This is a genomic window from Paenibacillus sp. LX16 (assembly GCF_036252815.1).
GTDB lineage: Bacteria > Bacillota > Bacilli > Paenibacillales > Paenibacillaceae > Paenibacillus > Paenibacillus polymyxa_B.
The window spans coordinates 1,101,019-1,117,211 of the sequence record NZ_CP141152.1; the positions used below are offsets into that span (position 1 = coordinate 1,101,019).

Here is a 16,193-nt window from a genome sequence, read left to right on the forward strand (position 1 = left end):
AGATAAATATGGACTATAATCAAACTAATAAGGAATGACGGAACGGGAAGGATCAAATGTCTGAAATAATCACTAAGCAGCAAAATGAACGTGCCAAAATGATTAAATGTTATGCAGAAACCGATGGTGTTCACGCTACAGCCATTCCGTCATTAGTTTTCATACGCGACTCTAAAAGCGTCTAAAAGCATAAAAAGGTTCAAAATATAACGAAACCAGTTAAGGGAAGGGAAATACTTTTACGGAATGTAAGCAAAACTTAATTTAATTCGGGGTTCAACTAACGGGAAACGATAGTTGAATTTAGAACAGGAAGCATACCGCTGCGGCAAATGCTCCCTGTTTCATTGAAGTAACGGGCAGGATAGCCTAATATTTTGGTTGTCGTTATAATGTTTAATAGGGACATTTAATGGCTCCAATTCATCAGGAGTTACCAATGACCAGTGTCGAAATATTCGAAAAGGGGCAAGTTGTGTGAAAAAGACTGAAAAAATTTACAACACTGCAGTTGAGGCAACTTTAGAGGTAATTGGTGGAAAATGGAAACCTGTTATTCTCTTTCATTTGACATTCGGTAAGAAACGTAATAATGAATTTAAGAGCTTAATTCCCGCAATTACTCAAAAGATGTTAACGCAGCACCTTCGGGAGCTTGAAGAAGAGGGCGTCATCTTACGTATTTCCTATAATCAGGTACCACCTAGAGTTGAGTATGAGTTGACAGACTACGGCTGGAGTCTAAAGGAACTCCTACATCTGATGTGCCGTTGGGGGGATTCGCATATAGAGAGAAAGTACGAGGGAAAGGCTACTGTTCTGGCTAATCCAATGCTTACAGACGTAAATAACAGTTAAGAAACCGACCCAATACAAGGTCGGCTTTCTTATTTTATACGGTAGTTTACGGGATGACTTTACGCTTGCGGAAGTCGTTGAAGATGTTCATAAACATTGCCTCGGTATCGACGAATTCGTGAAAGCCTAAACGACGAGCCTTAGTTCCGTCGGCAAAAAAATCGTAATCCCATGCAAACACGAAATCGCCGAATAGCCAAGATGATACGTCTTTATAGGAATTCCGAGCAAGCCCATGCTTCTCAACCATTTTGTTCCAAAGCTGCTCCTTGTCCTCCATGACAACGTCCAGAGACATCTGCAACGGAGGCGCTGTTTCCATACCAAAGTATTGAGCGATCTTCGGCCATAACTCATTCCAACGGAACAGATCGCCGTTCGTAATGTTGAATGCCTGATTCGCACAGCGCTCGTCGGTCGCCGCCCATACTGTTGCCTTTGCGAGAAGCCCAGCGTCTGTCATCTCCAAGAGGCTGTTGTAAGCTCCCGACTTACCTGGAAACCGCAAAGGTATTCCAAGTTCCTTCGAAATTGAAGCGTAAATCGCTATGACCATTGCGAGGTTCATCGGATTTCCAAGCGAGAAGCCACAGACTACAGAAGGACGGAGTGCAGACCAAGTCCAAGCCTTACCTATTTGCCGTTGTTCTAAGAAATCTTGTTGATCAATATTGAACTCAGGAGGCATGTGGTTAGCGTCTGTCTCACGAGCAGGAGTTTTGAACGGGCCGAGATGTGCGCCGTATACCTTATATCCCTGCATCAGACTGACATGTTTCAAGCCCGACGCGATTGGTTCGATCACTTCTACGATGTTCACTAACATGGCGAGGTTCGGTGGAACAAGTTCAGCCCAAGTTTGACGGTCTTGGTAAGCAGCATAAAAAATGTGTGTTACCCCAGTTAAATCGCTTAACTTCTCGTGAAGATCGTCTATATTGAGTAGATCCGCAGCTACATATCGAACATGGTTGCTAGATTTTCCACCGCGACGCGATACGCCGATCACGTCCCAATCAGGAAGAGAGATGAGGTGATCAATGAGGTTGCGACCGATAACACCATTCGCACCTACGACCAAGGCGACTTTGCGTGTTGTTGTAGATTCATTATTCATAGTGTTTCAGCTCCTTCTGTACATTCTTTGTACAACATTATTTTGCATCAACTAACCATACATAGGAAGTACGCACTATAAAGTGACATAAGCACTTTAAAGTAATCGAGGTATAGTTTCTTAATTGGGAGTATTGCTCCAGATGTTGTCCATGTAAGAGGGAATGTGACAAGAAGTGAAAAGGGTATTACACATTTTGTTTGTGAAGAAAGATTTCCTAGTATTGAAGTACTTAAGGAAAGATGCCAGTATTACTTAAACCTAAATGATGAGACTAACTGGAAAGATTACATACTGGGGTATTTTGCTCATATCTATGCGGACATAAGATGGACGGAAACAGCTTATTCGAATTTTTAATTTAATTAGGAGAAAAGAATGGGCTGAAGCCGTTCTCAACAAGCTCTATGTAGGAAATGCCTATAGTATTGAACCATTGCTAACTCAAATTGAAGTAAGCCAATACCGAGATATAAAACTACAGTGGCTACGCAATAAGGACAATGAACCCCAGATTACCGCAATTTATTTAAAAGAAGATTTGATTAAGAGTTTTGTTACAAAGACATCACATGAGCTTAACGACTTATATAAAGAATGGGGAATCGAGTCTCTCTAAGCAAATTTGAGTTAAGGGGACACGGTAGTTGAATAGAATATCACGCATTGTTGAGCAGGCGTTACAATCTGCTCTTTTTATTAAACTAACGGGCAGGTTAGTTCAAATATGTGTTAATATTGATTATTTATGTAAGACCAATAAATTAATACGGGCTAATCCAGGTGATTTTGTATAAGTTTAACCCACGAATTTTTCCTTCTAAGCAACTATTTTGATTTGAATTACAGATATGAGATTATAGGGGGTGTAAAAAACGCCGGTGACCTTAAGCAGGTGACCGGCGTTTTCATATTAGCGTTTCGGCATTTTGCTCTCATCCATGTACAGCAGGTTCCAGCGGTGACCATCCAGGTCGGCAAATCCTGCGCCGTACATCCAGCCGTCAATTTCACTCGGCTTGCCAAAGATGTTTCCTCCGGCAAACTCTACTTTTTGAATAAAGGCATCTACTTCTTCTCTGCTTTCAGCGCCAATGGAAAATATTACTTCTGCGGTATGGGAAGTATCTGCGGTTTTTGAACCTGTAAATTTCTCAAACGCCGCATCCGGGAACAGCAGAATCGTTGTTTGGCCTATGGCAAGCTTGGATCTCTCGTTACCAACGCTCACCGCATGGAATCCAATCTCATTGAAAAAGGCAGTTGACCTCTCAACATCTTTGACCGGCAGGTTAATCCAGATCTCCTGTGACATGGCTGTAGCCTCCTGGAATATATTTTCAACTACTCCTACTATACTCTACTTCTGGCAGCAGAAGCGAATCTTATAAAAGAAACCGCAAGGTATGACATTCCTGTCATGCATTCTACGGTTTCCTTAGTAAACTTATTTACTTGTCTGCTCCAGCATCGTCTCCGTCAAGGTATCGATCTAGCCAAGAATGGATTTCGCATCAAAGTAGAAGTTCGTTTTGTAATCCAGTCTATGGAGAAGCACCCTCAGCACGAAACATATAATTACTTAAATTAAATTTTTGGGACTAAAGTAGAATTAAAACATTGAACTAACGGGAAACGATAGTTCAATGATAAAGCGGTGGTCTCGAAAGGTTGAAATCCTATATAAATCGGTTGAAAATGTTGATTTTACCAATGGACAAGGATTTGTACAATAGAGTTGTAGCGCTTACATTTCCAAGGAGGTTGCGGCGAAATGAAGAGACTTCAGGTGATTGGCAAGCAAATCAGGACCCCGAGATCCAAAAGGAGGCCGTGTTGATGAAATTTAAGGGAATATTGGCGGCATTTTTGTTATTAACCACAGCGTCTGTGTTGTTTGGGACGCATACGGCAGAGGCCCATGAACTATCTAATGACAAGCTGACGATTCAGACAGGCGAGCATGGAGAAATTTCATCAATACGTATCAAAGGAGATGCTTTTCCGACTGAATATGTGATGAACGCAACGGTTACACCTGAGCAGAACACCGCAGATCATCAATGGCTAGGGGAGCTGATGTTCACGTACCGATTGGATGGAGGCAGCTGGACGAAGGCATGGACGAACAAGTCGGCAGACGCACGTAAGATCACAACCAGTGGTAACCGTGTCACTGTCACGTACGAGAATTCTACTAATGCAGAAGGCATACGCAATTTTAAAGTCATTGAAACGTATTCGGCAGAGTCGAATGGTTCGGTGTTGTGGAATATACAGGTGCAGAATACAAGTGGAAAAAAATTGGAGATTGGCGATTTCGGTTTGCCTCTGCCTTTTAATGAGCAGTGGACCAACGGTGATGCGATCTACGAAACTAGAGTGGTGACGCATTCCTTTGTCGGCAATAACAGCTCCTATATTACAGCTGGGCGTCCCAGCGGCATTGGTTCTTCCCTGCTGCTGATTCCCGATTCCACAACGGGTGCGGGCTTTGAGTATCAGGATCACTGGCGGGATGAGGAGCATCCAGGCAGCAAATGGGCCTGGAACCCAGCCAACGAAGGCAAATGGCTGGAAGGACTCAATGTATTTTATATTCATTCCAATGTCATCAAGTCCACCAATCGGGGGTATTTGCCCAATACAAGCCTGATCCTGAATCCTGGTCAAAGCAAAAACTATGGCTTCAAGTTTCTGGCGGTGAAGGACGAGCATGATGTAAAAGATACGTTGTACCAAGAAAACTTGGTGGATACAACAGTCGTACCTGGCATGATCGTGCCTACGAATCAAAAAGCGAAGGTGGACCTGCGCTCCAAGCAGGCGATCAGCAAAGTAACCTATCCAGATGGAACCGTTATTCCGCAAACGGATAGCAAAGCCGGAGGACATTACATTTATGAACTGAAATTTACTAAGCTGGGCCCGAACTTTATAACGGTAGAATACGGCAACGGCAACAAAACGGTGTTACAGTTCTATGCCATCGAGCCGATTGATCAGGCGTTGCAACGGCATGCTACATTTGTGGTCGACAAAACCCAGTGGAATGTGCCGGGTGATCTGCGCGACAAGGTATTTGACGATTGGATGATGCATACCAAATCCAAACGCAACATTTTCAACGGCTATTGGGGCTGGGGAGACGATTGGGGTCTGACCCACGGACAGTTCCTGGCTGAGAAAAACACACTGTCTCCAGTCGCCAAAGAGGTGCGGGCAGTAGACGATTATTTGGAGACGGCGATCTGGACAAATCTGATGAACGGACATCATGAGGATTATTTAATTCATGATTTCTTGATGCCGGAGCCTAACGATACACCGACCTATCGAGGGTATGCGTATCCGCACGTATACAACACGTATTTCAGCATGTACAAGATTGCCAAGGAATACCCGGATCTTGTCACTTACAAGCATCCAAAGGAAACCTATTTGCTGCGGGCGTATAACATTTTCAAAGCATTGTATGAAGGGCCAGTCGCATACAACTGGGAAACAGGCTTGATGGGCGAACTGACCACACCGGATATTATTCAGGCACTTCATGATGAAGGCTATGATGATGAAGCGAATGATCTCAAGGAAAAAATGGATCGTAAATATAACAATTTTAAAAATACAAAGTATCCTTACGGTTCTGAATATAGCTATGACAATACAGGGGAAGAGGCTGTATATACGTTAGCCAAGCAGAATATAGATACAGAGGGCGAGCAAAGTAAAGCCCTGGAAATGATGAGTAAAATTAATGCCAAAACCCGTGCGGCACGCGGTCACATGCCCGTATGGTACTACTACACCGATCCGGTGACGATTACCGGGGAGAACTGGTTTAACTTCCAGTACACGACTTCGCTTGCTGGATATGCGATGGATGACTGGATTCGCCATCATGAGGACAATCACCGTGAGGAACAACAACGGTTGTCCTATGCAGCTAAAATTGCCAATGTTGGAGCGATTAACTCCGGGCAAATCAGCTCGGACCCTGAGAACATCGGGGCGGTCGCATGGACGTATCAAGCGGAAAAAGGCAATAACGGCACGAACGGCACTGGCGGCGGTAAAAATGTTCCGCTCTTTAACGGCTGGCGCGGCATGAGCGGTGAGGCTGATCTCGGATTGTTCGGTGCGCTCAAAACATTAAGTGCTGATATCACGATTGATCCTATTTTCGGATTGACGGGCTACGGTGCAGAGGTGAGCAAAAGCGGCAACGTGTATACAATCAAGCCGCTGGACGGTCTCTTCAAGCGGGTCAATCTGATCACGGAAAAGCTGTATATCGAGCTGGAAAAGGACCAATATACAGAAGCCAAGTTGGCAACATCCAAGGATTACGTATGGCTCCAACTGAAAAATCAAACGCCGGGCCAAGCCCATTCCACGTACGTTACATTTGACGGTTTGAAGAAAGGAACGTATCTGGTTAAAGTGGGCGGTCAATCGCAAGGAAAGTTTAATGCGTATGCGACCACCAACAAACTTAAATTGGAGATTGGTACAGCATCCTCCTATACGGTAGAGCTGACACCGACCACACCTGATCCGAACAAAGCACCTATCGTGGATGCTGGCAAAGATTCGAAGGTAAAGCTGCCGGATCAGATCATTCTGAAAGGCACGGCTACGGATGATGGGCTTCCGCAAGGAAAGGTGACAAACGAATGGAGTCTGGTCGAAGGACCACAGGACGCGAAGGTCACATTCAGTAACAAAACATCGCTGCGCACGAAGGTGGACGTTTCCGAGCCAGGAACGTATGTGTTCAAGCTGACAGCCACCGATTCTCAGTTGTCAGCGGAGGCTAAAGTAACGGTGATAGCTGAACCGGCGGCTCCGTTACTTGAACAGCTTGCAGTTTACAAGTTTGATGAAACAAGCGGTTCTGTAGTTGCGGATTCATCGGACAGTGGCAATGATGCTGCCGTGAAGGGAACGGCTGCATGGGCTGCGGGTAAAACAGGCAATGCTGTCAGCCTGAACGGCAAGGACAGCTATGTGCAGCTTCCGGCGGGTATTGTCAGTCGGACACAGCAATTGACCGTATCCGGCTGGGTCAAAGCGAACAGCCTGAGCGATTATGTGCGGATTTTTGACTTCGGCTCCGGGACGAATGAATATATGTTCCTGACGCCTAAAGCAGGAAATACCATGCTGTTTGCCATTACCAACCAAGGCAACGGGCAGGGACAGGAGCAGACGATTGAAGGCCCTGTACTGCCGACAGGCGTATGGAAACATGTTGCGGTCACGCTTTCGGGTTCCACAGGTATTTTGTACGTGGATGGAAAAGAAGTGGGACGCAATACCAACCTAACATTGAATCCTACCAGTCTGGGTCAGACCAAAAATAATTTTATCGGCAAATCTCAGTACCCTGATCCGTACTTCAATGGTCTAGTGGATGAATTCCGTATCTACAGCCGTGCTTTGAATGCAACCGAGGTGGCAGGTCTGGTCTCCGGTACAGCACAGAGCTTAACGGGAGCCGAGAAAATCACGGCTTTAAAAGAAGTAAACGTTACGACTCGTACGGGTGAAAAACCCGAACTGCCAAGCGTAGTGGAAGCTACGTATGGAGAAGGCTCCACCAAATGGGTGGCTGTGGAATGGGAGGATATAGACCCTGCACAATATGCTGCTCCAGGTTCGTTTGAGTTGAAGGGCAAAGTAGAAGGGACAGAGTTAAAGGCAATTGCGAAGGTAACCGTGATTGAGGCTGGGGCTGCGGATTCATCGGTAACACCGGTTAGTCCGAAGAATTCAGTAACCCCGCCAACTACGACATCCCCAGTAACATCTGCCTTACCGCCTCGGTCTGTCAGCTCCGCTAAATCAGCGGGGGTATCCTGAATGGGAGGCAACAACGCATAGTCATGAGTAACCTTTCCCATCGTCACTTTCTTCCTATAAAGGGGAGAGTGGCGGTGGGTATCCTTGCATTTGAGGTGCAAAACCGCGAACAAAAAGGTGAATGGGGGAAAAAGTATGAGCAAGATTACATTTCTGGGTGCAGGCAGTACGGTATTTGCTAAAAATGTGCTTGGGGATTGTATGTTGACGCCTGCTTTGCAGGGCTTTGAGCTAGCGTTGTTCGATATTGACCTCGTAAGGCTGAAAGATTCAGAAAATATTTTATCCAATTTGAAAAAAACAACAGGGAGCACCTGTGTGATTCGCTCCTATACTGATCGCAAGGAAGCGCTGCGTGGGGCGAACTATGTGGTAAACGCCATCCAGGTAGGCGGCTATGATCCGTGTACAATTACGGATTTTGAAATTCCCAAAAAATACGGCCTACGCCAAACCATTGCCGATACGGTCGGCATTGGCGGTATTTTCCGCAATTTACGCACGATTCCGGTGATGCTCGATTTTGCGGCAGATGTGCGCGAAGTGTGCCCGGATGCATGGTTTCTCAACTACACGAATCCGATGGCTGTGCTGACGAATGTGATGAACGTTTATGGCGGTATCCGTACGGTAGGGCTGTGTCATAGCGTGCAGGCGTGTATACCGGAGCTGTTCAAAAGCCTCGAGCTGGAGCAGGAAGGTGTAAAGGCAAAAATCGCAGGCATCAATCATATGGCGTGGCTGCTCGAAGTGAGCAAGGATGGTGTAGATTTATATCCTGAGATTAAAAAACGAGCCGCCGCTAAGCAGCAGGAAAAGCATCATGATATGGTGCGCTTTGAAATGATGCTGAAATTCGGCTATTACATTACGGAATCGTCCGAGCATAATGCGGAGTATCATCCGTATTTTATCAAACGGGCATACCCTGAGCTGATTGAGCGCTTCAATATTCCTTTGGATGAATACCCGCGCCGCTGCGTGAACCAGATTGCACGATGGGAAACGATGCGTGAGGAGCTTTTGGGTAATCAGGATCTGCGTCATGAACGGTCAAATGAGTATGCCTCTTATATATTTGAGGCGATCGAAACGAATCAGCCTTTTGCCATTGGCGGCAATGTGATGAACACAGGCTTAATTACCAATCTGCCGAAGGAAGCCTGTGTGGAGGTACCTTGTCTGGTGAATCGTAGCGGGGTTACGCCAACCTTTGTCGGGGATTTGCCACCCCAATGCGCAGCGCTGAACCGGACGAATATTAATACCCAGCTGTTAACGATTGAAGCTGCAATCACCGGGAAAAAGGAGCACATTTATCATGCCGCTATGCTGGACCCGCACACGTCCGCAGAGCTGTCCATGGATGATATTGTTTCTCTGTGTGATGACCTGATTGCAGCCCACGGAACATGGCTCCCAGCCTATGTGTAAGGGAGGCAGATGAATGGGAGGCCGGGGTCGTCAAAAGTTCGCCGGGATTCCTACAATCCGTGGGAAATTCATTGTACTGACGCTGGTACTCACCGTCATTCCGATGGTGGTACTGACCTTTACCTTTTACCGGATCGCGGCCCATTCCCTTGGTGAGAAGTCGGAAGCGCTGGCTATGCAGTCTCGGCAAATGAGTGAAAATTACGTCAATGCGACGCTCTCCGATTTGAATGACCTGACCAATGCCATTCTCAGCAATCCTGACGTGCAGTCTACGCTGGAGACCAAGCCGGAAGATGATTATGAATATTTACGGAGTGATGAAACACTCAGTATGGTGGTCCGTACGCAAACCCAGACCAAGCCGTATATCACGTCCTCTCTCATATATGCCGCCAATGGCGGGCTCAAGCATTCTCTCTATCAGGGGAATGTTTCGGTCCGTTTTGGCGGCCTTCCTACATTAGAGGAAGCACGTGTGTACTATCGCCGCCTACTCGCCGAGCGGCCCATGATGTGGATGGCTCGTTCGCCGTTTGAATCAGGACGCGGGATGGCGGAGGATCGCATATATGTGGGGAAGCTGCTTCGAAAAACGACTGGAGATTATGCACCACTCGGATTTTTGCTGCTGGAAATCGACAAGGCCAGTCTGTTTCGGGGGCTTGCTTTTCATGAGACAGACGGCAATACCCAGATGTGGGTGCTGGATCAGGAGGGCGAGCCTGTATACCGATTGCCGGAGCAGGGTGTTGCGGACCAAGCGCTATTGCGGCAGATTGCCAAATCGGCTGTGGATAGGCCTGTGCTTACGAAGGACTGGAGAAACTGGAACGGCCGCCAGACGATGATCTCTTACGGCCCGTTAAATGAAGGACAATGGACGCTGCTGCAAAAAGTCGATCAGTCCGTGCTGTTCGAGGATGCGCGGAAAATCGGCGCCTGGACCATCTGGACTTTTTTGATTGCATTGATGCTGGGCTGGATGCTGTCTTATCGGCTAAGTGACACGATTCGTCGCCCCCTGCTTCAATTGAGCCGATTAATGGCGGTCGATGGGAGTGTGAATCCTACAGGCTCAGCCCAAGCTTTCGAAGCTCCTACTTCCGTTGTTTTTAATCCTAAGGATGAGGTAGGGCAGATCGGGGAGCGTTTTCTTCATATGATGCAAAAAAATCATGAACTGTACGGTCAGGTCTACGAAGCATTGTTGTCGCGTAAGCAGGCTGAGTTCCGCGCGCTTCAGGCGCAGATTAATCCGCATTTTTTGTACAACACGCTAGAGTCACTGAAGGGAATGGCATTGACGAATGGGCAACGGGATATGGCAGAGGTAATCGGTGCCTTCGGTAAATGTTTTCGCATTTCGCTAAGTTATGGCCGAGAGCAAATCAGTTTGGGACAGGAAGTCGAGCATGTAAGCGCCTATGTGAAGGTGCAGCAGTTCAGGTTTAGGGATTCGTTCGAATGGATTTGCGAGGTAGAGGAGGATATTTGCGGATTTTATGTACCCAAACTAATTCTCCAGCCGCTTGTCGAAAATGCCATTTACCACGGCTTAAAAGGACGCACCGACCGTGGCTATATCATGTTATCCGGTACAAGGGAAGGGGATATGTTGCGTTTGACGGTCAGTGATGATGGGGACGGTATTGGAGCCGAGCGTCTGGACGATATCCGGAAATCGCTGGATGCGGAACGGGGGAATGCTATTGGCTTTGGGTTGCGCAATGTGCATGAACGTCTTCGGCATTATGGTCCGCAATATGGACTATCCCTGACAAGCGAGCCGGGTCAGTACACCTCGGTTACCTTACTGGCACCCATTCGAACCGAATAAGAAAGGGGAGGATGGCATGCACCGGCTGCTGATTGTGGACGACGAATATCATATTCGGGAAGGACTGAAGCTGATGGTGGCGGAAAGTGACCTGTCCGTGGAAGTCAGTGATGTGGCGGAGGATGGCACAACGGCATTGCGTTTGTATACGGAGCGGCGACCGGACATGATTTTACTGGATATTAATTTACCAGATATGAGTGGACTGGATGTAGCCAAAACTATTCGGGAAAAGGATCAGCAGACCCCGTTATTATTCCTGACGGGGTACGAATCTATGACGTATATTCGTCAGGCAGTCTCGCTTCAAGCGGTCGATTATTTGCTCAAGCCGGTGACCAGCGAGGATTTCGAAGCGGCATTGAGCCGGGCTGAGGATCGCATTGCGCAATGGCGAAGAAGCGAGGAGGATGCCATTCACCGCCATCGTTCATTGGAGCCATTGTACAGGGAGCATCTACTGCTGGATTTGCTCCAGCAACGGCGTCCTGCAGCCGAGGTCATCCGGGAGATGGACGGGCCTGGATTTTTCAGTGAGACGAGCGGGCCGCCTTATACCGTGCTGTGCTGCGAGCTGGAGGAGGCGTCGCACCAGGAGGCAGCCGCCACTAGCAAGCCACACGGTTCCATGCATAAAAGCAGCCATGTATTCGCCGAGCTGGCTGGGGAGGCTGCGGCAGCAGCTGGGGCGAAGGCACACAGTGCAGCGGTTTCGCGCGATCGGCGTGTTGTGCTGCTGGCGACGGCATCTTGCAGGGCGGCGGAGCGGACGGCACAGCAGATTCGGCAGGCCGTGCAGGAACAATTGAGCCAGGGCGTGTCCATCGGGATTAGCCGTCCCGTAAAACGGATGGAGCAACTTCCCGAAGCGTATGAGGAAGCTGTGCAAGCAGCAGAGCATCGGGGTTGGGTGGGCTATAGCCAGATCATCCCCTATGAGAGCATTCAGGCGGCCGAGCCGAACAGCAGTCAATTACTGGAGAAGGAACTGCTGATGATTACGGAAATTCGAGCCGGTAATGATGCTGCCGTACATGCAATTTTACAGGAATGGTCAGGACAGTTGGCAGGGTTGCCTGTCAAGCAGGTGAAAATGATTGTCACTCAGCTCGTGCTGTTCGTCATGCGGATCGTTCAGAGTGATGCATTCGTAGGACAAACGTCCATGCAGGAGCAGGACCCGTTGTTGGAGCTGTCCCGATTACGGCATGGACCCGAGATGATTGATTATGTATCGCGCTATTTTGTCCGAGTGGGTCGCCATGTCCGAGAATCACGCGAGAAGGGCATTCCACGCAAATTCCAACGCGCCAAGGAGTGGATTCGCGAGCATCTTCAGGAGGATGGCGGGCTGAACCGTCTTGCAGAGTACATGAATATGAGCCCCAAGTATTTGAGTGCCCGTTTCAAGCAGGTTACAGGTGAAAGCTTCGCAGACTACCAGACGCGTGTTCGCTTTGAGCGAGCCCGAGAACTGTTGCTGGACCCGAATCGCAAGGTGGCAGAGGTAGCGGAGGTTGTGGGATTCACAGATACGAACTATTTTAGCATTGCCTTTAAAAAGCATACCGGACTGACCCCGACGGAGTTCCGTAAAACATTTTTGTAAACGCGCTGTTAAAAAAATCATACCAAAACAAAGAGAGTCTGGAGTCGTTGGGTGGTCGACTCTGGGCTCTCGGCGCATAATAGGCTTGTAAGGAGAAACCAGTTCAGGAAGGGGCCGGTTGATTTGCTGAAACGAAGGTTACGGACATGGATGGCTCTCGTGATGACGGCGATGTTGACAGGGCTGACGGCTTGCAGTGGTAGCACTGGCGAACCGGCTAATCCCAATGCGGTCGAACTCAAGTTCATGTACTGGGGAAGCAATGACGAGAAGCAGGCGATGGAAAAAATGGTCCAAAGCTTTAATGCATCCCACCCGAACATCCGGGTGAAGGGCGAGCATGTCCCTGGTGACTACACGACGAAAATTAACACGTTAATGGCTGCCAATCAGCTTCCTGATATCGCCTACCTGGGCGATTCCCTCACAATGAAATGGGCAAGTGAAGGCAGACTCCTGGATTTATCCTCTTATTATGACGAATATCCCGAATTAAAAAACAAGCTCAAATCCTCCTATCTCTACAGCGAACCCGGCAAGTCTATCGGAAATTACACCGCATTGGAAGTGATGCAGTTATTTTACAACAAGGAGTTGTTTACAGAAGCAGGGGTACCCGTCCCTCCGGCTGATCCTGAAAAAGCGTGGACATGGGATGAATTTCTCGAAATTGCCAAAAAGCTGACCAAGGATCAGAACGGCAAGCATCCGGGAGACAGTGGATTTGATCCGAAAAATATTGTGCAATATGGCTTTGCCTTCGGCAATGACCGCAGCTCCTGGGGACCGCTTTTAGCGAGCAACGGTGGAGGTTTGACCGACAAAACAGGCAAGAAGTACACCCTGAACAGTCCTGAGTCGGTGGAGGTTTTTCAGAAGCTGCAGGATCTGGTGTTCAAGGAGCATGTTTCTCCTGATTTGATCCAGCAGCAGGACATGCCGTCTAATACGATTCGGCTGCAGACGAGGAAGGTCGCGATGGTGGTAGACGGAACCTGGTCCCTGCTCGATTTTTCGAACAACAAGCAGCTGCAATGGAGTATCGGCGTTCTGCCGAAGCTAAAAGAGCCCAAAACGATGATTGTTGCGGGAGCCACAGTCATTTTCCAGAGCACCAAGCACCCGAAGGAAGCGCTCGAATTCTATTTGTACCATAACAACCCCGAAAAGGTGGATCTGTTCAAGTCCGGTCTTTGGATGCCTATCGAGGAAAAATACTATACCGATGAGCAGGCCATCCAGTCATGGACGAACAATGCCGCACATCCACCGGAATTTCAAAAGGCTGGCATTGAGTATGCCAGAGATTATGCGATCAAGCCGTCAACTTCGACCCTTCGCAACTGGCCTGATATCGGTTCCAAGCTGACTCCGGGGCTGGATCTGATCTGGACGAACAAGAAGACGCCGCAGCAGGCGCTGGATGAACTGGAGCCCATCATTCAGCCATTGCTTCAAGGTGTATACCCGGATGAATAATGCGGCGGGACAGCTGCGGAAGGAGAACGGCCCATGAAGCGACCAAAATCAGGAATGATGCGCATGGAGCGAAACTGGGGTCTGCTATTCGCGCTTCCTGCCATCCTCGGATTAATGATATTTACAATTGGACCGATCGCGGCCTCGTTCGTATTCAGCTTAACCGATTGGACGATTGGTGGACAGATGACCTTTATCGGATTGGACAATTACCGAACTATTTTGACCGAGGATGCTACCTTTTCCCAATCCATGTTCGTGACCACATATTATGCACTGAGCAGCGTACCTCTAGGCTTGGCGGCAGCTTTTATCATTGCGCTGTTATTAAATCAAAAGGTGAAGGGTTTGTCGGTGTTCCGCACGATTTATTATTTACCTACCATTGTACCGAGTATTGCCAACACGATGCTGTGGCTATGGATGTTCAACCCGGATTTTGGTCTGTTAAATTCGCTGCTGGAGGGCGTTGGACTGCCGGGGAGCAAATGGATTTATGACGAGAACACTGCAATACCCTCGCTGATCATGATGAGCACCTGGGGGATCGGGAACACGGTCATTATCTTTTTGGCAGGACTTCAGTCGGTTCCCACTCATCTGTATGAAGCAGCTGAGGTAGACGGCGGCAATAGGTGGCATAAATTTTTTCACATTACCATTCCGTCGATGACACCAACCATTTTCTTCAATCTGGTCATGTCTTTAATCAGCACCTTTCAGGCATTCAATCAGGCATATGTTATGACCAACGGGGGACCTAACAATTCAACGTTGTTCTATGTGTTCTACTTGTGGCGTACGGCCTTTACGGAGACTAAAATCGGCTACGCCTCAGCTCTGGCCTGGATCTTATTTTTCGTCATCATGGTGCTAACCGTCCTGATTTTCTCCACATCCAAAAAGTGGGTTCACTATGAAGGAGGGGAACGTTCATGAATCAGGTCACTTCTTCTGTCAATCCTTCTGAAACACCGCAACATCCGCTTCCACAGCCTGAACGCTCCCGAAGTCCTGCTACCGCCACCCGTTCCAAACCATTCCCAATCAGCCGTGTTGTACTGTATGTCGTTTTAATTATAGGCAGTGTTTTAATGCTGTTGCCATTTGCATGGCTCATTCGCAGTTCTCTGATGGGGACATCGCAAATTTTCGTGTTCCCGCCAGAGTGGATACCCTCTCCTTTTCAATGGAGCAATTACCCCGAAGCGCTGACTTCAGTACCGTTCGGCAGGTATTTTATGAATACGTTCATGATTGAGGTATGTGTGCTGGCAGGAGTGATGTTGACCTCGATTGTATCGGCGTTTACCTTTGCCCGCCTGCGCTGGCCTGGACGTAATCTGATTTTTTCCCTGCTGATCGGGTCGATGATGCTGCCTTACGCGGTGACGCTAATTCCCACTTTCGTGATGTGGCGTGAGCTGGGCGGTCTGAATACATTTCTGCCGCTGATTGTTCCTGCATGGTTTGGTGGAGGGGCGTTTAACATCTTCTTGATGCGACAATTCATGCTGACGATTCCACGCGATTTGGACGAAGCGGCTTATATGGACGGAGGTACGCCTCTGACTGTACTATGGCGCGTCATTATTCCTTTATCTTCACCTGCATTGATCGTGATCGGAATATTTACATTTATTGATGTGTGGAACGATTTTTTGGGTCCGATTATTTACTTAAGTGACGAAAAGCATTTTACGCTAGCGCTGGGGCTAGCGACTTTTCGGGGATTGAACAATACCAACTGGCCTTACCTGATGGCGGCTTCCAGCACGATTTTGGCACCGATCGTCCTGATATTTTTTATCGGACAACGCTATTTTATCGAAGGCATCACATTGACAGGGATTAAAGGCTAAAGGAAGCTGGGACGCGCTGATGTGCTTGAAAAGAGGCGGAGAATTGGGCGCAGGACTTACGGGAATGCGGCAGCGAGAAGAGCATACATGTGTTCAAAAGCAAGTGGAAAGTGTGTTCTAAGGTATATG

The 16,193-nt window shown here is 48.0% G+C and carries 10 protein-coding genes; 8 read left to right on the forward strand and 2 right to left on the reverse strand.

Going from position 1 to position 16,193, the window contains the following annotated elements:
• Nucleotides 1–477 precede the first annotated feature (477 nt).
• Nucleotides 478–858 carry a winged helix-turn-helix transcriptional regulator gene (locus T3H97_RS05040; RefSeq protein WP_025685981.1) on the forward strand — a complete coding sequence of 127 codons (381 nt, stop codon included), beginning with the start codon at nt 478–480 and terminating at the stop codon, nt 856–858.
• Nucleotides 859–904: 46 nt separating this feature from the next.
• Here the strand turns inward: T3H97_RS05040 and T3H97_RS05045 are convergent, their stop codons facing one another.
• Together T3H97_RS05045 and T3H97_RS05050 are read right to left on the reverse strand one after the other, a co-directional pair.
• Nucleotides 905–1,975 (reverse strand): SDR family oxidoreductase, encoded by a 1,071-nt coding sequence (locus T3H97_RS05045; protein WP_328801869.1) that lies wholly within the window; start codon nt 1,973–1,975, stop codon nt 905–907.
• A 913-nt stretch (nt 1,976–2,888) separates the two neighbouring features.
• A complete protein-coding gene (locus T3H97_RS05050; RefSeq protein WP_328801870.1) occupies nt 2,889–3,290 on the reverse strand; it encodes a VOC family protein in 402 nt (133 codons plus the stop codon).
• A 524-nt stretch (nt 3,291–3,814) separates the two neighbouring features.
• Here T3H97_RS05050 and T3H97_RS05055 point away from each other — a divergent pair.
• From T3H97_RS05055 to T3H97_RS05085, 7 genes are all read left to right on the forward strand, one after another.
• Nucleotides 3,815–7,840 carry a DUF5695 domain-containing protein gene (locus T3H97_RS05055; protein ID WP_328801871.1) on the forward strand — a complete coding sequence of 1,342 codons (4,026 nt, stop codon included), beginning with the start codon at nt 3,815–3,817 and terminating at the stop codon, nt 7,838–7,840.
• 135 nt (nt 7,841–7,975) lie between these two features.
• The gene (locus tag T3H97_RS05060) at nt 7,976–9,274 is read left to right on the forward strand and encodes an alpha-glucosidase/alpha-galactosidase (RefSeq protein ID WP_328801872.1); all 1,299 of its coding nucleotides are present in this window, start codon (nt 7,976–7,978) and stop codon (nt 9,272–9,274) included.
• A 13-nt stretch (nt 9,275–9,287) separates the two neighbouring features.
• Nucleotides 9,288–11,114, forward strand: a complete 1,827-nt coding sequence (locus tag T3H97_RS05065) for a cache domain-containing sensor histidine kinase (protein ID WP_328801873.1) — start codon at nt 9,288–9,290, stop codon at nt 11,112–11,114.
• Nucleotides 11,115–11,130: 16 nt separating this feature from the next.
• A complete protein-coding gene (locus T3H97_RS05070; RefSeq protein WP_328801874.1) occupies nt 11,131–12,723 on the forward strand; it encodes a response regulator in 1,593 nt (530 codons plus the stop codon).
• A gap of 123 nt (nt 12,724–12,846) precedes the next feature.
• Entirely contained in the window at nt 12,847–14,202 is a 1,356-nt protein-coding gene (locus T3H97_RS05075; protein ID WP_328801875.1) for an ABC transporter substrate-binding protein, read from the forward strand.
• A 33-nt stretch (nt 14,203–14,235) separates the two neighbouring features.
• Nucleotides 14,236–15,141 carry a carbohydrate ABC transporter permease gene (locus T3H97_RS05080; RefSeq protein ID WP_328801876.1) on the forward strand — a complete coding sequence of 302 codons (906 nt, stop codon included), beginning with the start codon at nt 14,236–14,238 and terminating at the stop codon, nt 15,139–15,141.
• A complete protein-coding gene (locus tag T3H97_RS05085; protein ID WP_190298712.1) occupies nt 15,138–16,064 on the forward strand; it encodes a carbohydrate ABC transporter permease in 927 nt (308 codons plus the stop codon). The genes T3H97_RS05080 and T3H97_RS05085 overlap by 4 nt, the downstream gene beginning before the upstream one ends.
• The last annotated feature ends 129 nt before the right edge of the window (nt 16,065–16,193 follow it).